Source organism: Streptomyces sp. MJM8645 (assembly GCF_001625365.1).
Taxonomy (GTDB): Bacteria; Actinomycetota; Actinomycetes; order Streptomycetales; family Streptomycetaceae; genus Kitasatospora.
The window spans coordinates 5,931,692-5,951,527 of the sequence record NZ_LJJF01000001.1 but is presented as its reverse complement, the minus strand read 5'-3'; the positions used below and the strand labels follow the sequence as shown (position 1 = coordinate 5,951,527).

Genomic DNA, 19,836 nt, shown 5'->3' with positions numbered 1-19,836 from the left:
TAGCCGGGCCGCGACGGTCCCGGCCACCGGAATTCCCGAGGTGGACGGCCCGTCAGTGGTAGGCGGACTCGCCGGTGATGGCCTCGCCCAGGATCAGGGTGTGGATCTCGCTGGTGCCCTCGTAGGTGAGCACCGACTCCAGGTTGTTGGCGTGCCGCAGCACCGGGTACTCGGTGGTGATGCCGTTGGCCCCGAGGACGGTCCGGGCGCTGCGGGCGATCTCCAGCGCCGTGCGGACGTTGTTGAGCTTGCCGAAACTGATGTGCGGCGGGCGGGCCGCGCCCTCCTCCTTGAGCCGGCCGATCCGCAGGGCGACCAGGTAGGCCTTCTCCACCTCCAGCATCATCTCGACGAGCTTGTGCTGGGTGAGCTGGAATCCGGCGATCGGGCGGTCGAACTGGATCCGGCTCTTCGCGTAGTCGAGGGCGGCGGTGTAGCAGTCGCGGGCGGCGCCGACGGTGCCCCAGAGGATGCCGTAGCGGGCCTCGTTGAGGGAGGAGAGCGGTCCGCGCAGGCCGGTGACGCCCGGCAGGACGGCGTCGGCGGGCAGCACCACCTCGTCGAAGGCGAGTTCGCTCGTGACGGAGGCGCGCAGGGAGAGCTTGCCGTGCACGTCGGTGGCGGTCAGGCCGCGCGCTCCGCGCTCGACCAGGAAGCCGCGCACACCCTCCTCGGTCTGCGCCCAGACGACGGCGACGTCGGCGATGCTGCCGTTGGTGATCCACATCTTGCTGCCGGAGAGCACCCAGTCGCCGCCCTTGCGCACCGCGCGGGTCCGCATGTTCGCCGGGTCGGAGCCGAAGTCCGGCTCGGTGAGGGCGAAGCAGCCGATCAGCTCACCCGCGGCCATGCCGGGCAGCCAGCGCTGCTTCTGCTCCTCGGAACCGAAGGCGTGGATCGAACGCATCGCGAGCGAGCCCTGCACCGAGACGAAGCTGCGCAGCCCGGAGTCGGCCGCCTCCAGCTCCATGCAGGCGACTCCGTACGCCACCGCGCCGGCGCCCGCGCAGCCGTAGCCGTCGAGGTGCATGCCGAGCACGCCGAGGGCGCCGAGTTCGGGGGCGAGTTCGCGGGCCGGGAAGACGCCGCGCTCGAACCAGTCGCCGATGTGCGGGCGGATCCGCTCCTCGGTGAACCTCCGGACGGTGTCGCGGATCAGCCGCTCCTCGTCGGAGAGCAGGTCGCCGACGGCGAGCAGGTCGGACGGGTCGATCCGGGTCGGCTTCGTCATCGAAGCTCCTTGTAGTGTCGGCGGGATATCGACGGGATCCCGGTCTCGGCGCAGTACCGGCGAGTATGGCGCAACCGCCCGGGCGGCGGGCGGGCGCGAGCGAGTGAGGAAGACGACATGGCGGGCGAGGCGTACGCGGTCGGTCAGGTGGCGGCGGAGGAGCTGGACGGCGCGGCGGAGGAACTGGCCGGGCTGCTGGTGGACACCGTCCACGGTGGCGGGTCGATCGGCTTCCTCGCGCCGCTGGGGCGGTCCGAGGCCGTCGCGTGGTGGCGGGCGCTGGCCCCGGAGGTCGCGGCGGATCGGCTGCTGCTGTGGACGGTCCGGGCGGAGGCCGACGGGCGGCTCGCCGGGACGATCCAACTGCGCCGGGCGATACCCGCGAACGGGCGGCACCGGGGCGAGGTCGCCAAGCTGATGGTGCATCCGGCGGACCGGGGTCAGCGGCTGGCCGGGCGACTGCTGGCGGTGCTGGAGGAACGGGCAGCCGAGCTGGGGCTGCGGCTGCTGGTGCTGGACACCGAGACGGGCAGCCCGGCCGAGCGGCTGTACGAGGCGGCCGGGTGGACCCGGGTCGGTTCGGTGCCGGACTACGCGACCGACCCCGCGGGGGTCGCGCACCCGACGACGATCTTCTTCAAGGCGCTGGGCGGCTGACGGGCGCGCCGCTCACCCCACCCCGCTCACCCCACCCCGCACAGCCGCAGCAGCGCCGTCGTCGCCGCACCCGCGACCACCACCGCCGGAAACGGCGCCCGCCGCAGCGCGAGCACACCGGCGACCAGGACGCCGGCCGGGCGAGCCCAACCGGCGAAGCCCTGGCCCTGGGTGAGGGCACCGGTGGCGACCAGGGCGACCAGCAGGACGGCCGCGGCGACGGCGAGCAGGTGCCGCACGCGCTCCGAGAGGGCAAGCCGGTGGCCGAGGAGCGGCCCGGCAAGGCGGAAGGCGTACGTCCCGACGGCCAGCAGCAGCACGGCGTACAACGGCATCATCGGGCTTCCTCCCGCTCGATCACCGGGACGCCCGGTTCCTCGACCGACGCCCCCTTCCGCGACTCCCGCGGCTCCCGCAACTGCAGCGAGTTCTGCGGCTCCCGCACCTCACGCCCCTCCCGCACCTCACGACCGTCACGACCGTCACGCCCCTCGCGCGTTCCGGGCCGCCCGGCGAACAACAGCCCGACGAGGGCGAGCAGGACGGGCAGCCCCGCCGGGACGAACGGCGTGGCCGCGACCGCGACGACGGCGCCGGCCACGGCGGCGGTACGGACCCGGCGGTCCGCGAGCGAGGGCAGCACGAGCGCGAGCAGCACGGCGGGGAAGGCCGCGTCGAGGCCCAGCGCGTCCGTGTCCCCGATCAGCCCTCCGGCCAGGGCCCCGAGCACCACCGAGACGTTCCACACCACGAACAGCGCCAGCCCGCAGAGCCAGAACGCGGCCCGTCGCCGCCGCCCGTCGTCTTGCCGCAGGACGAACGCGGCGGTCTCGTCGGTGATCAGCTGCGCGCCGAACAGCCGCCGCCACCACGGACCGTCGAGCACGTCGGCCACGGCGAAGCCGAAGGGCAGCAGCCGGGCGTTGAGCACCAGCCCGGTGGCGACGGCGGCGAGCACACCGCCACCGGACAGCACCACGCCGACCGCCGCGAACTGGGAGCCGCCCGCGAAGACCAGGACGGAGAGCGCGACCGGCACCCACAGGGGCAGGCCGCCGGAGGCGCTGATCGCGCCGAAGGAGGCGCCGACGAGTGCGTCGGCGAGGCAGACGAGAGCGATGTCCCGAAGGGTGGCACGCTCCAGTGCTCGGAGTAGCGAACGCATGTCCACCAGCGTGAACCCATCGCCCGCCGTTCGTCAAGGCGAACGATTGGACCGACAGGGCGAACGGCGGGCAGATGCGGACAGCCGCCCTCACGAGTGGCAGCATGAACGGCACCAGCCGCACGGGGGCCGGAGAAGGAACCAGGAGAGAGCGTGAGTGGCAAGCATGAGTGACCGGACCACCCCGAGCGCGGGTTCCGGCGCGGATCTGATCGGCCTGATCTCCGTCTCCATCCGGCGCGAGCGCGAACGCGGCGGGCTGTCGATGGCGGAGCTGGCCCGGCGCGCGGGCATCGCCAAGTCGACGCTCTCCCAGCTGGAGTCGGGCGCGGGCAACCCGAGCGTGGAGACGCTCTGGGCCCTCGCCGTCGCGCTGAACGTACCGTTCAGCCGCCTGGTCGACCCCCCGCGCCCGGCGGTCAGGGTGATCCGGGCCGGCGAGGGCCCGGTGACCCACTCCGAGCGCGCCGACTACGCGGCGACCGTACTGTCCTCCTGCCCGCCGAACGCCCGGCGCGACATCTACCGGATCGAGGCGCAGCCGGGCGAGACCCGGGCCTCCGACCCGCACATGCCCGGCACCGTCGAGCACGTGCTGGTCGGCTCGGGCCGGGCGCTGGCCGGACCGACGGAGGCCCCGGTCGAGCTGGGCCCGGGCGACTACGTGAGCTACCCGGGCGACGCCCCGCACGTCTTCCGCGCACTGGCTCCGGACACCCTCGCGGTGATCGTCATGGAGCACATCTGACGATCAGTCAGATGTGCTCCACTACTTCAACAGCCCGTCCAGGAAGGGGTTTCCGAACACCCGGTGCGGGTCGTGCCGGTCCAGGACGGCGACCGCCTCGTCCCAGCCCGGCCCGCCGCCGTCGCGCAGGCTCGCGGGGATGACCCGGCCGAGCAGGTCCGGGTCGGACCAGGCCGCGTCGGCGGTGTACGCCCAGCCCTTGGACCACTCGACCCGCAGGCCCGCCCGGGTGCCGTCGAAGGTGCGCAGCAACCACTGCTCCAGGTCGCGGGCGAAACGCTCCAGCCCCGGGGTGCCGGGGAAGGCCAGGACGTCGAGCCAGATCGCGGTGTCCCACTCCGGGCGGTCCGCCCGAGGACGCAGCGCGGACAGCAGCGGCGGCCGCGCGCCGGGGACGCCGGAGGAGGTCGGGTCGTCCACGCCGGTGACCCGGATCTCCACCGCGCCGTTCACCGGGAACTCCCCCCGGGCCTGGTAGTCGGCCAGCAACTTCCGGTAGTAGGAGGCGAATTCGCTGACCACCCACTGGAGGTCGGCACGCTTGGCGAGGACCGCGTAACCGTTGGCGGTCACCCGCAGGGTGGTGGGCCGGACGTACTGCAGCAGGCTGCGCGACGGGCCCCAGAGGTCGGAGCGCAGGCCACCGGCGAGCAGGTGGGTGATCAGGTCGCCGCTGAGCAGGTCGCGCAGCAGTCCGCCGGAGAGGAGGACGTCCGTGAGGTCGCCGGTGAGCGCCACCTTGGCGATCAGGTACTGGAGTTGGCCGAACAACGGGGCCGATCCCCAGGCGCCGGCAAGGATCTGGCCGGCGAGCCGGGCGACCGGTTCCGGAATGCTGTCCGAGAAGGGGTAGTTGTAGGGCTGGTCGACGGGCAGGGAGCCCAGCGGCTTGGCCGGGGCGACACTCCAGGTCTTCAGCCAGGGGTACTCGGTGTAGGCGAACCAGATCGCCTCGACCCGGCCGTCGCGCTCGACGAAGTCGGCGAGGGTGCGCGGGCCGCCACCGCCGAGCAGGCCACCCAGGAGCCCGCCGCCGCCCAGGATCCCGCCGCCGCCTCCGGTGCCGGGGCGGGCGAACAGTTCGCTGGCAGGGATGTCGAGACGGCTGACGCAGCGCAGCGGCCGGTCCGCGCCGGCCCGCAGCACGACCTCGGTGAGGAAGGCGCGGCCCAGGTGCACCAGGAAGGCGGCGCTGTCGGCCTCCGCGCGCTCGAAGGTGCGCAGGGTGTAGCGGCCGGTGGCCGGGTCGAGGACGACGGCGGTGAGCCGGACGACCTGGTTGCTGACCGAGCCGTAGCCGTGCCCCTCCGGCCGGAGTTCGTGGGCGGCGGGTACGGCGGTGCCGTGGCCGCCGATGGCGAGCACCCCGCCGACGGTGAGTTCGCCGGGTGCCGGGCACGCGGTCAGGCCAAGGCCCCGGCCGGCCAGGTGGGCGAGCAGGTCCTCCATGGTGGCGCCGGTCTGGACCCGGACGGTGGTCGGCGAGTCGGCGGTCATCGCGGTGAGGTGGCGGCTGGTGTCCACGAGCAGGACGCGGGCGCTGTCCGGGGTCCCGTTGGCGACGGTGAGCGGCGCCCAGGTATGCCGGTAGCCGGTGGCGCGCAGGCGCCAGCCGTTGGCGTGCGCCCAGTCGGCGAGCGCCGGCACCTCCTCGGGCGTGCGGGGCGCGCAGGTCCACAGCTGGTCGGTGCGGATCTCGCCGGACCAGTTCTGGAAGACCCGCTGGTACAACTCGGTGCCGGCGGGCAGGCCGGGCGGCACCGGGGTGGCCGCCTCGGCGCTGTCCGGGCCGATGGTGCCGCGCAGCAGCCAGGCCGCGCCGCCCAGGGCGGCCGAGGCGCCGAGCATCTGCCGCCTGGTGAGGCCGCCGCCCCTGGCGTTTCCACGAACCTTCCCGCGCCCGTTCCCCGCGTCCGGGACCGCGTCCGGAGCCGTCCTCGGCTCCGTCCCCGACTCCGTCCCCGGGCCCGTCCCCCCGCGGTCTTCCGTGCCCCCGGTCATGCCCCGCCCTGTCGTCGTCATGAGTCCGCCCCCACTAGCCGGTCACCCGCGCCGAGCGGCGGTGATGCCGCGCAGCGATGATGCCGAGCAGCAGCAGTGATGCCGAGCAGCGGCGATCCGGGTGGGGCCGGTGTGAATCCGGCCTGGGCAGGAGCGTACGAAGTGGCGTACGGCAGTTTGAAGCACTCCACGCAGCTATTCATCCATTCGGGTGATCATGTTCCGGGCCGCGGCCGCTCCGGGCGCAGCGCGGAGCGGTGCGTGCGTCCGCCCCGGGCGGCTCCGTCCCGGCTGCCACGCGAAACCCTTGTCCACCGCCCGGACCTGCGCATACGTTGATCTTTTCCACCTCGTGCCCGGAGCCACCGCCATGCCCGCACCCCTGATCGCCGCCACCACCACCCCCACTGCCACCGTCACCGTGGCCGTCGCCCAGCCCGCCTGCGCCGACGCCGGCCGCCCGGACACCGTGGCCGTGAACGTCGAACGGCACGCGCAGGCCGTACGGGAGGCCGCCGCGCGCCTGGTGGTGTTCCCCGAGCTGTCCCTGACCGGTTACGACCTGGCCGCACCCGCGCTCGGCCCGGCCGATCCGCGCCTCGCCCCGCTGGTCGCCGCCTGCGCCGCGACCGGCACGACCGCCCTGGTCGGCGCGCCGGTCACCGAGCCCGACGGGGGCGAGTCCATCGCCACCCTGGCCGTCACCGGCGAAGGCGCCGTCGTCGTGTGTCGGAAGACGCGGCTGCACGGCGCCGAGCACGACCGGTTCACCCCCGGCCACGGGCCCGCCGTCCTGGAACTGGACGGCCTGCGGTTCGGCCTCGCGATCTGCGCCGACGCCGCCGATCCCGCGCACGCCGAGGAGACCGCCGCGCTCGGCATCGACGCCTACGTCGCCTCCACCCTGTACGGCGCGGGGCCCGCGCAGGCCGCCCGCCGGGACGGGCACCTCCGCGACCGCGCCGCCACCCACGGGGTGTGGGCCGTGCTGGCCACTTCCGCCGGGGCGAGCGGCGAGCAGCCGCAGACCTCGGGCGGCTCCGGCTTCTGGGCGCCGGGCGGCGCCCTGGTCGCCCAGGCCGGCACCGCGCCGGGCGAACTGGTCCGCGCCGAGCTGCCCCGGCGGTAACGACCGGACGCGACGGTAACGACCGGATGCGGCCGGGCGGACCCGGCGGCAACGACGGGCGCGGCCCGGCCGTAACCGTGGATGCGGCCGGGCCGGAACGGCGAGCGTGGCCGGGCTGCAACACCGGATGCGGCCGGGCGGAAATACCCGGGGCCCGCGCGCGGCTGTGGTGATCGGAGACCGCTCGGGGCCGGACCACCGGCCCGTTCAGGAGGTGCAGCGCGTGATGGGTGACGAGCAGGAGAACCAGCGGGAGTACCGCGTCGAGCACGACTCGATGGGCGAGGTCCGGGTGCCGGCCGCCGCGAAGTGGCAGGCGCAGACGCAGCGGGCGGTGGAGAACTTCCCGGTGTCCGGACAGCGGCTGGAGCGCGCGCACATCGCCGCGCTGGCCGGGATCAAGGCCGCCGCGGCCCGGGTGAACGCCCGTCTCGGCGTCCTGGACGAGGACACGGCGGCGGCGATCGCGGCGGCGGCCGAGGAGGTCGCCGAAGGACGGTGGGACGACGAGTTCCCGGTGGACGTGTTCCAGACCGGTTCGGGCACCTCGTCCAACATGAACGCCAACGAGGTGATCGCCACCCTGGCCGCCGAGCGGCTGGGCCGCCCGGTCCACCCGAACGACCACGTGAATGCCAGCCAGTCGTCCAACGACGTCTTCCCGTCCTCGATCCACATCGCCGCCACCGCCGCCGTCACGCACGACCTGATCCCGGCGCTGGAGCACCTGGCGGAGGCGCTGGAACGCAAGGCCGCCGAGTTCGCGCAGGTGGTCAAGTCGGGCCGGACGCACCTGATGGACGCCACGCCGGTCACCCTCGGCCAGGAGTTCGGCGGCTACGCCGCTCAGGTGCGGCACGGGCGGGAGCGGCTGCTGGCGACGCTCCCCCGGGTCGCCGAACTGCCCCTCGGCGGCACGGCGGTGGGCACCGGGATCAACACCCCGCCGGGCTTCCCGGCGGCGGTGATCGAGGAGGTCGCCCGCACCACCGGCCTGCCGCTGACCGAGGCCCGGGACCACTTCGAGGCGCAGGGCGCCCGCGACGCCCTGGTCGAGCTGAGCGGGCAACTGCGCACGGTGGCCGTCGGCTTCACGAAGATCGCGAACGACCTGCGGTGGATGGGCTCGGGCCCGCGCACCGGCCTCGGCGAGATCAACCTGCCGGACCTGCAACCCGGTTCGTCGATCATGCCGGGCAAGGTGAACCCGGTGCTCCCCGAGGTGGTGCTGATGGTCGCCGCCCAGGTGGTCGGCAACGACGCGACGGTCACCCTGGCCGGCGCGAGCGGCAACTTCGAGCTGAACGTGATGCTCCCGGTGCTCGCCCGCAACGTGCTGGAGTCGGTGCGGCTGCTCGCCAACAGCGCCCGACTGCTGGCGGACCGGACGGTGGACGGCATCACCGCCAACGTCGAACGGGCCCGGGAGTACGCGGAGTCCTCCCCCTCGGTGGTCACCCCGCTGAACCGCTACCTCGGGTACGAGGAGGCGGCGAAGGTCGCCAAGCAGGCGCTGGCCGAGCGGAAGACGATCCGACAGGTCGTGCTGGAGCACGGCTACGTGGAACAGGGCAAGCTCACCCGGGAACAGCTCGACGAGGCGCTGGACGTCCTGCGGATGACCCGCCCGTGACGGCCACCCACCCGCCCATGACGGCCAACGACCCGCCCATGACGGCCGCGGCTCCCTGACGACGTGCGCCGGGGCGCGGAGGACGGTTCGGCCCTCCACGCCCCGGACGCGGACTGTCAGTGACGTCAGCCCTTGGCGCGGCCGGCCCGGCCGAGCCGCATCGCTGCTCCGTTCGCCGTGATCGTGGCCATCGAGATCGCCGCGAGACCGAGCAGGAACATCACGGCACCGACGATGACGCAGGTGACGATGTTCCTGCCCTGCGCGGCCGATCCGGAGACGAGCCAGGGAGAGACGATCGTCCACGCGCCGAGCACGGTGGCCGCCCAGGCCCTCGCGTGGGTGCGCTCGTAGGCCGACCCGTATCCCGCCATCAGCACGCAGTAGGCCAGGCCGACGATCAGGCAGGTCACGGTCAGCGTGTTGAAGGCGGTGAAGCCGACGATCCATGGCGATGCCGCCAGGAACAGGCCGGCCAGCACGGCCAGGGCCTCCGTGGCCTGGGCGCGCGGGGTCGAGGTGATCCGCTCGTAGTGCTCCCGGAGTTCGACGATGTCCGGGTGATGCTCCATGCCCATCGGAATCTGGGTAGACACCGATACCACCTCCTATGGTTCGGAACATGGAGGGCTCTTGCCCCGTACCCATTCTGGCGCTTATCCGATGATTTGCGCCCTTTGGCCACAAATGATCGATAACCATCCGATCACGCCGGTGACCTGCGTCTCACCACTCCGGACCCCCATTGCCTATGCAATTCGTTGCATAGCAGGATGCGGGACATGGCACTGGAGCACGCGATCCTCGTCTCACTGCTGGAGCAGCCGGGCTCGGGCTACGAACTGGCCCGGCGCTTCGACCGCTCCATCGGGCGCTTCTGGACCGCCACCCACCAGCAGATCTACAAGGTGCTGCGGCGGATGGAGGCCGACGGCTGGGTCGCCGCCGAGGAGGTCGCCCAGGACGGCCGGCCGGACAAGAAGGTCTACTCGGCGGCCGACGCCGGACGGGCCGTGCTCGCCGACTGGCTGCGCGAACCGGTCGAGCCGGAGTCCGTCCGACACGAGCTCGCGGTCAAGATCCGCGCCGCCGCCTTCGACGACCCGGCCGCGCTGATCTCCGAGGTCGAACGGCACCGCGAGGGCCACGCCGCCCTGCTCGCCCGCTACCTGCACGGCGAGCAGCGCGACTTCCCCGACCTCACCGCGCTCGACACCCGGCAGGAGCTCCAGCACGTGGTGCTGCGCGGCGGCATCGAGTACGAGCGGATGACCCTCGCCTGGCTCGACGACGTGCTCGCCACCCTGCACCGCCTCGCCGCGGGTGACAGACAACAGGTAACAGATAACAGAATCTGAAATCTGTTAGTTGTCATCTGTTATCTGTTCGCTGTTCGCTGTTCGCCGCCACCCAGCAGCCACCACCCGCCGCCCCTCACCCTCGACCCCCGGGAGCCCGTGATGCTCTTCAACCCGCGTACGTACGACCCCGCGCAGTTCGACGAGCCGACCCGCCGGCTGCTGCGCGCGACCGTGGACTGGTTCGAGTCCCGCGGCAAGAAGGCGCTGATCGACACCTACGTCGACCGCACCTGGTACGCCGACTTCCTCGAATTCGCCGCCGCGGAGGGCCTGTTCGCGGAGTTCCTGACCCCGTCCGCGGCCGACCCGGGCAAGCGCTGGGACACCTCCCGGATCACCGAACTGAACGAGATCCTGGGCTTCTACGGTCTCGGCTACTGGTACACCTGGCAGGTCACCATCCTCGGCCTCGGGCCGGTCTGGCAGAGCAAGAACGAGGCCGTCCGGGCCCGCGCCGCCAAGCTCCTGACGGAGGGTCACGTCATGGCGTTCGGGCTCTCCGAGCGCACCCACGGCGCCGACATCTACTCCACCGACATGATCCTCACCCCGGACGGCGAGGGCGGTTTCACCGCGACCGGCTCCAAGTACTACATCGGCAACGGCAACGTGGCCGGCCTGGTCTCGGTGTTCGGCCGCCGCTCCGACGTCGAGGGCCCCGAGGGCTACGTCTTCTTCGCCGCCGACAGCCGCCACGACGCGTACCACCTGGTCAAGAACGTCGTGAACGCCCAGATGTACGTCAGCGAGTTCCGGCTGGAGGGCTATCCGGTGCGCGCCGAGGACGTGCTGCACACCGGGCAGGCCGCCTTCGACGCCGCGCTGAACACCGTCAACGTCGGCAAGTTCAACCTCTGCACGGCCTCGGTCGGCATCTGCGAGCACGCGATGTACGAGGCCGTCACGCACGCCCACAACCGGGTACTGTACGGCCGGAAGGTCACCGACTTCCCCCACGTGCGGCGGGAGTTGACCGACGCGTACGCCCGCCTGGTGGCGATGAAGATGTTCAGTGCGCGGGCCGTGGACTACTTCCGCACCGCCTCCCCCGAGGACCGCCGCTACCTGCTGTTCAACCCGATGACCAAGATGAAGGTCACCACCGAGGGCGAGAAGGTCATCGACCTGATGTGGGACGTCATCGCGGCCAAGGGCTTCGAGGCGGACACCTACTTCGACAAGGCGGCGAAGGACATCCGCGGCCTGCCGAAGCTGGAGGGCACCGTCCACGTCAACCTGGCGCTGATCCTCAAGTTCATGGGCAACTACCTGTTCGCCCCGAGCGACTACGCCCCGGTGCCGACCCGGCTGGACGCCACCGATGACGCCTTCCTGTTCCGCCAGGGTGCGGCACGCGGCCTCGGCGCGATCCGTTTCCACGACTGGCGCACCGCGTACGACCGCCACACCCAGCTGCCGAACGTCGCCCGATTCCGCGAACAGGCCGACGGCTTCTGCGAGTTGCTCCTCAGCCACGCACCGAGCAAGGAGCAGCAGGCGGACCTGGACTTCCTGCTGGAGATCGGCCAGCTGTTCGCACTGATCGTCTACGGCCAGCTGGTGCTGGAGCAGGCGGAGCTGACCGGCCTGGACGAGGACGTCCTGGACCAGATCTTCGACGCGCTGGTCCGCGACTTCTCCGCGCACGCGACCGAGCTGCACGGCAAGGCCTCGACGACCCCGGAGCAGGCCGCCTGGGCGTTGGCGAACGTGCGCCGGCCGGTCGCCAACGCGGAGCGGGCCGCCGCCGTGTGGGCCCGGGTCGAGGAGCTGTCGGGCGCGTACGAGATGCGGCCGTAGCCGCCGCGCAGAACGAGGAACGAGCCCGAGGGTGCGGGCCTGGGGCACGGGCCGCGCCCTCGGCCCCCCGGCCCGCACCCCAGGCCCGCGCCCTCGGTGCCCCGCCCGACGCCGCCCGGACGTACCGTGGAACACGGAGGGCGCGTCATGCACGGCACCGGGACCCACTTCACCGACCGGACCGACGCGGGCCGGCGGCTGGCCGCCCGCGTGGGCCACTTGGGCGGCGCCGACACCGTGGTGGTGGCCCTGCCCAGGGGCGGGGTTCCGGTGGCCGCCGAGGTGGCGGCCGCGCTCGGCGCGCCGCTGGACATCTGCGTGATCCGCAAGCTCGGCGTGCCCTACCAACCCGAGCTGGGCATGGGGGCGATCGGCGAGGACGGCGTCCGGGTGCTGAACGAGCAGGTCATCCGGCTGGCCGGGGTCGGCGACGACCAGCTGGCCGCCGTGGAGCGGCGCGAGCGCACCGAGTTGGAGCGCCGGGCCCGCCGCTACCGGGGCGGCCGCCCGCCCGCCGACCTGCGCGGCCGCACGGTGATCGTGGTGGACGACGGCGTCGCCACCGGCTCCACCGCCCGGGCCGCCTGCCGGATCGTCCGGGCCCGGGGCGCGGCCCGGGTGGTGCTCGCCGTCCCGGTGGCCCCGGCGGACTGGACGCAGCGCCTGTCCGAGGTCGCCGACGAGCTGGTCTGCGTCGGTACGCCGTCGCCGTTCTTCTCGATCGGCGAGTTCTACGGGGACTTCGCGCAGACCGGCGACGAGGAGGTCCTGCGGCTGCTCGCCGAGGCCGCGGGCGGGCGCGTGCCAGGGCCGGTGGGCGTGGACCGCGAGCTGGTCCTGCGCGCCGCCGGTGTGCGCCTCGCCGGCCGGCTGACCGTCCCCGCCGCACCGAGCGGCATCGTGCTCTTCGCGCACGGCAGCGGCAGCGGCCGGCGCAGCCCGCGCAACCGGCACGTCGCCCGGTACCTGAACCGCTCCGGGCTGGCCACGCTGCTGTTCGACCTGCTCACCGAGGCGGAGGAGCCGGACCGCCGCAAGGTGTTCGACGTCGGTCTGCTCGGTGACCGGCTGACCGCCGTCGCCGAGGAGCTGGGCCGGCTGGAGGAGACCCGCGGCCTGCCGCTCGGCCTCTTCGGCGCCAGCACCGGCGCCGCGGCCGCGCTGCACACCGCCGCCGCCCTGCACACCGCCACCTCGCTCGGGCCCGCCGTCGGCGCGGTGGTCTCCCGCGGCGGGCGCCCCGACCTCGCCGGTCCCGACGTCCTGGACCGGGTGAGCGCCCCGACGCTGCTCGTGGTCGGCGGCCTGGACACCACCGTGATCGACCTGAACCGGCGGGCCCGGGCCCGGCTGCACTGCGTGAGCGAACTGGCGGTGGTGCCGGGTGCGGGCCATCTGTTCGAGGAGCCGGGCACGTTGGACCAGGTCGCCGAGCTCGCCGGGGCCTGGTTCCTGCGCCACCTCGCACCGCCCGGGACCGTCCAGGAGCCGGTGTCGCGGACCCCGTGAACCGGCCTCGACCGGCAGCACATTTTGCGCAGCTGAATGCGGGATTTCCTGATCAGCTTGTACACATTGAACAGTGAAATCCCGACCTGTTGCCCAGCCACCCGGACAGGAGCAAGCTCTCCGCCAGCCGCACCGCCCACCCGTTCGCGGCGCGGCCGCCTCAAGCGGACGCCTCAGAGCCGAGGCCAAAAGTGGAGGAACGACCGATGACCCCGCAGTCCCACGCCCTTGAGCTGACCCCCGAGGAGCGCGAGGCCGGCCTCGACGCCGACCAGCTGCGCCGCCTCGTCGGCCTCGTCGAGCACGACCCGGCCACCGACCCGTTCCCGGTCACCGCGCAGGACGCGGTCGTCTTCGTGGTCGGCAACGCCACCCAGACGGCCCAGTTCTACCAGGCCGTGTTCGGCATGGAGCTGGTCGCCTACTCCGGCCCGGAGACCGGCCGTCGCGACCGCAAGGCCTTCGTGCTCCGCTCCGGCTCCTGCCGCTTCGTGATCAAGGGCGGGGTGCTGCCGGACAGCCCGCTGCTGGACCACCACCGCCGCCACGGCGACGGCGTCGTCGACCTGGCCCTGGAGGTCCCGGACGTCGACAAGTGCATCGCGCACGCCCGCGCGACCGGCGCGACCGTCCTGGAGGAGCCGAACGACGTCTCCGACGAGAACGGCACCGTGCGCCGCGCGGCCATCGCCACCTACGGCGAGACCCGCCACACCCTGATCGACCGCTCCCGCTACCACGGCCCCTACCTGCCGGGGTACATCACCGCGCAGAGCAAGGTCCAGCACCCGGAGGGCTCGCCCAAGCGCCTGTTCCAGGCCCTCGACCACGCCGTCGGCAACGTCGAGCTGGGCCGGATGGACGAGTGGGTGTCGTTCTACAACCGGGTCATGGGCTTCGTGAACATGGCCGAGTTCGTCGGCGACGACATCGCCACCGACTACTCCGCCCTGATGTCCAAGGTCGTCGCCAGCGGCAACCACCGGGTGAAGTTCCCGCTCAACGAGCCGGCCATCGCCAAGAAGCGGTCGCAGATCGACGAGTACCTGGAGTTCTACACCGGCCCCGGCTGCCAGCACATGGCGCTCGCCACCAACGACATCCTCACCACCGTCGACGTGCTGCGCTCGCGCGGCGTGGAGTTCCTCAACACCCCCGACTCGTACTACGACGACCCGGAGCTGCGCGCCCGGATCGGCAAGGTGCGGGTGGACATCAACGAGCTGAAGTCGCGCGGCATCCTGGTCGACCGCGACGAGGACGGCTACCTGCTGCAGATCTTCACCAAGCCGATCGGCGACCGCCCCACCGTCTTCTACGAGTTCATCGAGCGGCACGGTTCGCTGGGCTTCGGCAAGGGCAACTTCAAGGCGCTGTTCGAGGCGATCGAGCGCGAGCAGGACGCCCGCGGCAACCTGTGAGTGCCGGGGAGCCCTGAGCACGGGGAGTCCTGAACACGGGGGGAACCCCGGGCGCTGAGCAGCTCTGAACACTGAGAAGCTCTGAGCACCGGGGAACTCTGAGCACGGTCGGGCGTACCGTGAGGACGGTCGGCTGAGCACGGTCGAGGAGGAGCAGGGAGATGGCGTACTACCGGCAGCTGGGCAGCATCCCGCCCAAGCGGCACACCCAGCACCGCACACCCGAAGGCGGGCTGTACTACGAGGAGTTGATGGGCGAGGAGGGGTTCTCGTCGGACTCCTCGCTGCTCTACCACCGGGGTATCCCCTCGGCCGTGGTGAACGCGGTGCCGTGGGAGCTGCCGGACCAGTCCACGGTGCCCAACCACCCCCTGCTCCCCCGCCACCTCAAGCTGCACGAGCTGTTCGCGGACCAGGAATGGAAGTCCGCGGACGTCGTCGGCAGCCGCCGCCTGGTCCTCGGCAACGGCGACGTGCGGATCTCGTACGTCGCCGCCGGGGCCCCGAGCGAGCTGTACCGCAACGGGCTCGGTGACGAGTGCGTGTACGTGGAGTCCGGCTCCGGCACGGTCGAGACGGTCTTCGGCTCGATCGAGGTCGGCCAGGGCGACTACGTGATCATCCCGCGCGCCACCACCCACCGCTGGGTGCCGGCCGGGGACGAACCGCTGCGCGCGTACTGCATCGAGGCGAACAGCCACATCACCCCGGCCAAGCGCTACCTCTCCAAGTACGGGCAGCTGCTGGAGCACGCGCCGTACTGCGAGCGGGACTTCCGCGGCCCGGTCGGCCCGCTGGTCGTCGACGCCGACGGGGATGCCGCTGGAGACGCCTCCGGAGACGTCGACGTGCTGGTCAAGCACCGCGGCCCGAACGGTGTCTCGGGCACCCGCTACACCGTGCCGCACCACCCCTTCGACGTGGTCGGCTGGGACGGCTGCCTGTACCCGTACGCCTTCAACATCCGGGACTTCGAACCGATCACCGGCCGGGTCCACCAGCCGCCGCCGGCCCACCAGGTGTTCGAGGGCAACGGCTTCGTGATCTGCAACTTCGTTCCCCGCAAGGTGGATTACCACCCGCTGTCGATCCCGGTGCCGTACTACCACGCCAACGTGGACAGCGACGAGGTCATGTTCTACTGCGGCGGCGACTACGCGGCCCGCAAGGGCTCGGGCATCGGCCAGGGCTCGATCTCGCTGCACCCCGGCGGGCACACCCACGGGCCGCAGCCGGGCGCGTACGAGCGCAGCATCGGCGTGGAGTTCTTCGACGAACTCGCCGTCATGGTGGACACGTTCCGCCCGCTGGAGCTCGGCGAGGGCGGCCGGGCCGGCGAGGACGGCAACTACGCCTGGACCTGGGCCGGTCGGGGGCCCGGGCGATGAGCGCCGCCTCGTCCGCCGTGACCAACCGGACGGGCCCCGGGGCGATCCCCGAGCTGTTCCACGGGCTCTTCGACGACGCCGCGGTGTTCCCCCCGGGGAACCTGCCGGTCGCCGAGGCGGTGCCCGCGCACCGCGGGCACCGCGCGGCCTGGTACGCCGAGGCGGTCGGTCCGCTCCTGTGCGGGGCGGGCCGGCTGGGCGAGTTGGCCGCGGCGGCTTCGGGCGGCGCGCCGCTCAGGGTCGGGCTCGTACTGCCGGGGGGCAGTGCCGAGCTCGGCCCGGCGCTCGCCGCCGCCGCACCCTTCGAGGTGGTCGGCGTCGAACTCGCCGTCCGGGACGCCGCCGAGGCGGTCGCCGCCCTGGACCGGCTGCTGCCGCCGGACGTCCCGGCCGCCGTCGAGCTGCCGCGCGAACTCCTGCGCGGCGACGGCCTGGACGAGGTGCTGGACGTGCTCGTCGACAGCCCCTACCGGGCGAAGTTCCGCACCGGCGGGGTGGTGGCCGAGGCGTTCCCGGACGAGGAGGAGCTAGCCGCCTTCCTCACCGGCTGCGCCCTGCGCGGACTGCCGTACAAGTGCACCGCCGGACTGCACAACGCCGTCCGGCACACCGACCCGGCCACCGGCTTCGAGCACCACGGCTTCCTCAACGTGCTGCTGGCCGCGCAGGAGACCGACCGGGCCGCAGCAGCGGCGATACTGGCGGAGCGCGACGGCGCGGCGCTGGCCAAGGCCGCCCATGCACTGACCGACCGTCAGGTTACGGTGATCCGGAACTCGTTCACCGCGTTCGGCACGTGCAGCATCGCCGAGCCCCTGGACGACCTGGCCGCGCTCGGCCTGCTGCCGTCCACGTCACAGCCCCAGGAGGACCGTTGAGCACCACCCCCCGCAGCTGGCTCGCCAGCGCCCAGGACTCGCCGTTCGGCGTGCACAACCTGCCGTACGGCGTGTTCACCGCCGCCGACCAGCCCGGCCGGCGCCGGATCGGCGTGCGCGTCGGGGACTTCGTGCTGGACGCCGCGGCGGCCGCCCGGGCCGCCGGGGCGCCGTCCGTGCTGCTGGCCGCGGACTCGCTCAACCCGCTGCTGGCGGCAGGGCGTTCGACCTGGACGCAGGTCCGGGCCGACCTCACCCGATGGCTGACGGACGAGTCCTACCGCGAGGCGCTGTCGCCTGCGCTGCTGCCGGCGGGCGAGGTCCAGCTGCACCTGCCGTTCGAGGTCGCCGACTACGTCGACTTCTACGCCTCCGAGCACCACGCCACCAACCTGGGCCGGATCTTCCGCCCGGGCTCGGAGCCGCTCACCCCCAACTGGAAGCACCTGCCCATCGGTTACCACGGGCGGGCCGGCACGGTGGTCGTCTCCGGCACCCCGGTGGTGCGGCCCCACGGGCAGCGCAAGGCGCCCGCCGACCCGGCGCCGTCGTTCGGGCCGACCCGGAGGCTGGACATCGAGGCGGAGGTCGGCTTCGTCGTCGGCACCCCGTCCGAGCTGGGCCGGCCGGTCGTCCTGGACGACTTCCGCGAGCACGTGTTCGGCGTCTGCCTGGTCAACGACTGGTCCGCGCGCGACATCCAGGCCTGGGAGTACGTGCCGCTCGGCCCGTTCCTCGGCAAGTCCTTCACCACCTCCGTCTCCCCGTGGATCGTCCCGCTGGACGCCCTGCAGCATGCCCGGGTCGCGCCGCCCGAGCGCGACGTCGAGCCGCTGGCGTACCTGGACGACCGCGACGGCGAGCCGTGGGGACTGGACCTGGCGCTGGAAGTCCGGCTGAACGGGCACCTGGTGTCCCGGCCGCCGTTCGCCTCGATGTACTGGACGGCGCAGCAGCAGCTCACCCACATGACGGTCAACGGTGCCTCGCTGCGCACCGGCGACCTGTTCGCCTCGGGCACCGTCAGCGGGCCGGAGCCGGAAACCCGCGGCGCGCTGATCGAGCTGACGTGGAACGGCGAGGAGCCGCTGAAGCTCCCGGACGGCACCACCCGGACGTTCCTGGAGGACGGCGACGAGGTCACCATCACCGCCACCGCGCCGGGGCCGGAGGGCGCCGTCATCGGGTTCGGCGAGGTGACGGGGCGGGTCCAGCCGTAGCGGGCCCGCAGCCGCCGGCCGACAACTGACGGCAAACAGATAACAGACGACAGATAACAGCTGACAGATTTCATCATCTGTCAGCTGCTATCCGTTACCCCCGCCCCCTCCCCGAACTCCCCCCGCGCCGAACGCACCACGCCTACAGGCCCGCCCCTCCGGTGGCGTCGATGACCCGGCCGGTGACCCAGCGGGCGTCGTCCGAGGCGAGGAAGGCGACGATGTCCGCGATGTCCTCCGGCTGCCCGACCCGGCCGAGGGCCGCGAGCGAGGCCGCATGGGCCTCCGCCTCCGTGTTGCCGCGCAGCCAGCCGGCGTTGACGTCGGTGTCGACGACACCCGGCGCGACCGAGTTGGCGGTGATCCCGCGCGGGCCGAGCTGCTTGGCGAGGTTGAGGGTGAAGGTGTCGAGCGCCCCCTTGGTCGCGCCGTAGGCGATGATCTCCGGCATGGCGAGGCGGGCCGCGCCACTGGAGACGTTGATGATCCGGCCGCCGTCGCGCATCCGGTGCAGGCCGTGCTGGACGACGAAGAACGGCGCGCGGACGTTGACGGCGAAGACCTCGTCGAAGCCCTCCTCGGTGAGCGCGGCGAGGTCGGCACTGCGCCCGATCCCGGCGTTGTTCACGATGATGTCGACGCCGCCGTCGGGCGCGTGCGCGCCGATCCCGGCATCGAACGCCTCCCACAGCGCGGCCGCGTCCCCGTGCCGGCCGAGTTCGGCGTGCAGCGCGAAGGCCCGGCCGCCGTCGGCGCGGATGCCCGCGACGACCTCGCCCGCCGCCTCCTGATCGCGGGCGTAGCCGACGGCGACGGTGGCGCCGTCGCGGCCGAGCCTGCGGGCGATCGCCCGGCCGATCCCCCTGCTACCCCCGGTGACCAGCGCGGTCTTGCCCTTGAGTGCCTGCGTGCCCATGACTGAGCCCCTTCCTGCTTCGCCCACCACATTTGTTGAGTGCTCACTCAAGAAAGAAGCTAACACACTTGTTGAGCGGGTGTTCTAAAATTCCGGCATGACCGAGAACCCGACGCGGCCCCGACGCGGACGACCGCCGACCTTCGACCGGGACGAGGCGCTGACGGCGGCGACCCGGCTGTTCTGGGAACGCGGCTACGAGGCCACCTCCGTCACCGACCTGACCACCGCCATGGGCATCCGGCCCGGCAGCCTCTACGCCGCGTTCGGCGACAAGCGCTCGCTCTTCGAGGAGGTCGTCCGCCACTACGGGCACTCCCCCGTCGGCGCGTTCGCGGGGGCCGCCCTGCGCGAGGAGACCAGCGCGTACGCGGCCTTCGCCCGGATCCTGCGGGAGGCGGCGGCCATCTACCCCGACCCCTCGCACCCGGCCGGCTGCCTGGTGATCAGCGCCGCCACCAACGTCTCCCCGCAGGACGCCGAGGTCCAGGCCCACCTGCGTGACCTGCGCAACCGCAACCTCCACGTCTTCGAGACCAGGCTGCGCACGGCCCAGGCGGACGGCGAACTCCCGCCCGACGCCGACCCGCACGCGCTGGCCGGCTACTTCGGCACGGTCATCCAGGGCATGTCGCAGCAGGCCCGGGACGGCGCCACCGCCGCCGACCTGGCCCGGACCGCCGAACTCGCCCTGCGCGCCTGGCCGTAGGGACCCGAACCGGGCCCAGCCGGCCGGTCCGCCGTGAGGACGGTCCGCCGGTCCGCCGTGAGGACGGCCC

The 19,836-nt window shown here is 72.8% G+C and carries 18 protein-coding genes; 12 read left to right on the top strand and 6 right to left on the bottom strand.

Annotated elements, in window-relative coordinates; translation table 11 throughout:
• Positions 1–52 precede the first annotated feature (52 nt).
• Positions 53–1,231, bottom strand: a complete 1,179-nt coding sequence (locus A6F73_RS25335) for an acyl-CoA dehydrogenase family protein (protein ID WP_063349898.1) — start codon at positions 1,229–1,231, stop codon at positions 53–55.
• Positions 1,232–1,348: 117 nt separating this feature from the next.
• Between A6F73_RS25335 and A6F73_RS25330 the strand changes: the two genes are divergently transcribed.
• A complete protein-coding gene (locus A6F73_RS25330; protein WP_063349897.1) occupies positions 1,349–1,888 on the top strand; it encodes a GNAT family N-acetyltransferase in 540 nt (179 codons plus the stop codon).
• A 26-nt stretch (positions 1,889–1,914) separates the two neighbouring features.
• On the opposite strand, the gene A6F73_RS25325 is transcribed toward A6F73_RS25330, so the two are convergent.
• Both A6F73_RS25325 and A6F73_RS25320 read right to left on the bottom strand, forming a co-directional pair.
• A complete protein-coding gene (locus tag A6F73_RS25325; RefSeq protein ID WP_208869116.1) occupies positions 1,915–2,226 on the bottom strand; it encodes an AzlD domain-containing protein in 312 nt (103 codons plus the stop codon).
• Complete coding sequence (locus A6F73_RS25320; protein WP_063349895.1) at positions 2,223–3,053, bottom strand: AzlC family ABC transporter permease; 831 nt, start codon at positions 3,051–3,053, stop codon at positions 2,223–2,225. The genes A6F73_RS25325 and A6F73_RS25320 overlap by 4 nt, the downstream gene beginning before the upstream one ends.
• Positions 3,054–3,219: 166 nt before the next feature.
• On the opposite strand from A6F73_RS25320, the gene A6F73_RS25315 reads away from it, so the two are divergent.
• Entirely contained in the window at positions 3,220–3,801 is a 582-nt protein-coding gene (locus A6F73_RS25315) for a helix-turn-helix domain-containing protein (RefSeq protein WP_063349894.1), read from the top strand.
• A 21-nt stretch (positions 3,802–3,822) separates the two neighbouring features.
• On the opposite strand, the gene A6F73_RS25310 is transcribed toward A6F73_RS25315, so the two are convergent.
• Entirely contained in the window at positions 3,823–5,649 is a 1,827-nt protein-coding gene (locus A6F73_RS25310) for a cholesterol oxidase substrate-binding domain-containing protein (protein WP_063349893.1), read from the bottom strand.
• 523 nt (positions 5,650–6,172) lie between these two features.
• On the opposite strand from A6F73_RS25310, the gene A6F73_RS25305 reads away from it, so the two are divergent.
• Positions 6,173–6,931, top strand: a complete 759-nt coding sequence (locus A6F73_RS25305; protein ID WP_063349892.1) for a carbon-nitrogen hydrolase family protein — start codon at positions 6,173–6,175, stop codon at positions 6,929–6,931.
• 226 nt (positions 6,932–7,157) lie between these two features.
• The gene (locus tag A6F73_RS25300) at positions 7,158–8,564 is read left to right on the top strand and encodes a class II fumarate hydratase (protein ID WP_063349891.1); all 1,407 of its coding nucleotides are present in this window, start codon (positions 7,158–7,160) and stop codon (positions 8,562–8,564) included.
• Between the two features lie 125 nt (positions 8,565–8,689).
• On the opposite strand, the gene A6F73_RS25295 is transcribed toward A6F73_RS25300, so the two are convergent.
• Positions 8,690–9,160 (bottom strand): SPW repeat protein, encoded by a 471-nt coding sequence (locus A6F73_RS25295; protein ID WP_063349890.1) that lies wholly within the window; start codon positions 9,158–9,160, stop codon positions 8,690–8,692.
• Between the two features lie 186 nt (positions 9,161–9,346).
• Between A6F73_RS25295 and A6F73_RS25290 the strand changes: the two genes are divergently transcribed.
• From A6F73_RS25290 to fahA, 7 genes are all read left to right on the top strand, one after another.
• Entirely contained in the window at positions 9,347–9,922 is a 576-nt protein-coding gene (locus A6F73_RS25290) for a PadR family transcriptional regulator (protein ID WP_063349889.1), read from the top strand.
• 102 nt (positions 9,923–10,024) lie between these two features.
• Positions 10,025–11,725 carry an acyl-CoA dehydrogenase family protein gene (locus A6F73_RS25285; protein WP_063349888.1) on the top strand — a complete coding sequence of 567 codons (1,701 nt, stop codon included), beginning with the start codon at positions 10,025–10,027 and terminating at the stop codon, positions 11,723–11,725.
• A gap of 147 nt (positions 11,726–11,872) precedes the next feature.
• Complete coding sequence (locus tag A6F73_RS25280) at positions 11,873–13,234, top strand: alpha/beta family hydrolase (protein WP_063349887.1); 1,362 nt, start codon at positions 11,873–11,875, stop codon at positions 13,232–13,234.
• A 206-nt stretch (positions 13,235–13,440) separates the two neighbouring features.
• Entirely contained in the window at positions 13,441–14,655 is a 1,215-nt protein-coding gene (hppD, locus tag A6F73_RS25275; RefSeq protein WP_063349886.1) for a 4-hydroxyphenylpyruvate dioxygenase, read from the top strand.
• 161 nt (positions 14,656–14,816) lie between these two features.
• The gene (locus A6F73_RS25270) at positions 14,817–16,043 is read left to right on the top strand and encodes a cupin domain-containing protein (RefSeq protein WP_063349885.1); all 1,227 of its coding nucleotides are present in this window, start codon (positions 14,817–14,819) and stop codon (positions 16,041–16,043) included.
• Positions 16,040–16,921 (top strand): hypothetical protein, encoded by an 882-nt coding sequence (locus A6F73_RS25265; protein WP_063349884.1) that lies wholly within the window; start codon positions 16,040–16,042, stop codon positions 16,919–16,921. The genes A6F73_RS25270 and A6F73_RS25265 overlap by 4 nt, the downstream gene beginning before the upstream one ends.
• Positions 16,918–18,141 carry a fumarylacetoacetase gene (gene fahA / locus A6F73_RS25260; RefSeq protein WP_063349883.1) on the top strand — a complete coding sequence of 408 codons (1,224 nt, stop codon included), beginning with the start codon at positions 16,918–16,920 and terminating at the stop codon, positions 18,139–18,141. The genes A6F73_RS25265 and fahA overlap by 4 nt, the downstream gene beginning before the upstream one ends.
• Before the next feature lie 142 nt (positions 18,142–18,283).
• Here the strand turns inward: fahA and A6F73_RS25255 are convergent, their stop codons facing one another.
• Entirely contained in the window at positions 18,284–19,057 is a 774-nt protein-coding gene (locus A6F73_RS25255; RefSeq protein WP_063349882.1) for an SDR family oxidoreductase, read from the bottom strand.
• A 97-nt stretch (positions 19,058–19,154) separates the two neighbouring features.
• Between A6F73_RS25255 and A6F73_RS25250 the strand changes: the two genes are divergently transcribed.
• Positions 19,155–19,766, top strand: coding sequence for a TetR/AcrR family transcriptional regulator (locus A6F73_RS25250; RefSeq protein WP_063349881.1), 612 nt, complete (start codon positions 19,155–19,157; stop codon positions 19,764–19,766).
• The last annotated feature ends 70 nt before the right edge of the window (positions 19,767–19,836 follow it).

Excerpts from the sequence above, each read along its gene's own strand:
- A6F73_RS25320 (WP_063349895.1), bottom strand. The coding sequence starts at position 3,053 with ATGCGTTCGCTACTCCGAGCACTGGAGCGTGCCACCCTTCGGGACATC.
- A6F73_RS25335 (WP_063349898.1), bottom strand. The coding sequence starts at position 1,231 with ATGACGAAGCCGACCCGGATCGACCCGTCCGACCTGCTCGCCGTCGGC.
- A6F73_RS25250 (WP_063349881.1), top strand. The coding sequence starts at position 19,155 with ATGACCGAGAACCCGACGCGGCCCCGACGCGGACGACCGCCGACCTTC.
- A6F73_RS25280 (WP_063349887.1), top strand. The coding sequence starts at position 11,873 with ATGCACGGCACCGGGACCCACTTCACCGACCGGACCGACGCGGGCCGG.
- A6F73_RS25265 (WP_063349884.1), top strand. The coding sequence starts at position 16,040 with ATGAGCGCCGCCTCGTCCGCCGTGACCAACCGGACGGGCCCCGGGGCG.
- A6F73_RS25290 (WP_063349889.1), top strand. The coding sequence starts at position 9,347 with ATGGCACTGGAGCACGCGATCCTCGTCTCACTGCTGGAGCAGCCGGGC.
- A6F73_RS25270 (WP_063349885.1), top strand. The coding sequence starts at position 14,817 with ATGGCGTACTACCGGCAGCTGGGCAGCATCCCGCCCAAGCGGCACACC.
- hppD (WP_063349886.1), top strand. The coding sequence starts at position 13,441 with ATGACCCCGCAGTCCCACGCCCTTGAGCTGACCCCCGAGGAGCGCGAG.
- A6F73_RS25325 (WP_208869116.1), bottom strand. The coding sequence starts at position 2,226 with ATGATGCCGTTGTACGCCGTGCTGCTGCTGGCCGTCGGGACGTACGCC.
- A6F73_RS25310 (WP_063349893.1), bottom strand. The coding sequence starts at position 5,649 with ATGCTCGGCGCCTCGGCCGCCCTGGGCGGCGCGGCCTGGCTGCTGCGC.
- A6F73_RS25300 (WP_063349891.1), top strand. The coding sequence starts at position 7,158 with ATGGGTGACGAGCAGGAGAACCAGCGGGAGTACCGCGTCGAGCACGAC.
- A6F73_RS25330 (WP_063349897.1), top strand. The coding sequence starts at position 1,349 with ATGGCGGGCGAGGCGTACGCGGTCGGTCAGGTGGCGGCGGAGGAGCTG.
- A6F73_RS25285 (WP_063349888.1), top strand. The coding sequence starts at position 10,025 with ATGCTCTTCAACCCGCGTACGTACGACCCCGCGCAGTTCGACGAGCCG.
- A6F73_RS25255 (WP_063349882.1), bottom strand. The coding sequence starts at position 19,057 with ATGGGCACGCAGGCACTCAAGGGCAAGACCGCGCTGGTCACCGGGGGT.
- A6F73_RS25315 (WP_063349894.1), top strand. The coding sequence starts at position 3,220 with ATGAGTGACCGGACCACCCCGAGCGCGGGTTCCGGCGCGGATCTGATC.
- A6F73_RS25305 (WP_063349892.1), top strand. The coding sequence starts at position 6,173 with ATGCCCGCACCCCTGATCGCCGCCACCACCACCCCCACTGCCACCGTC.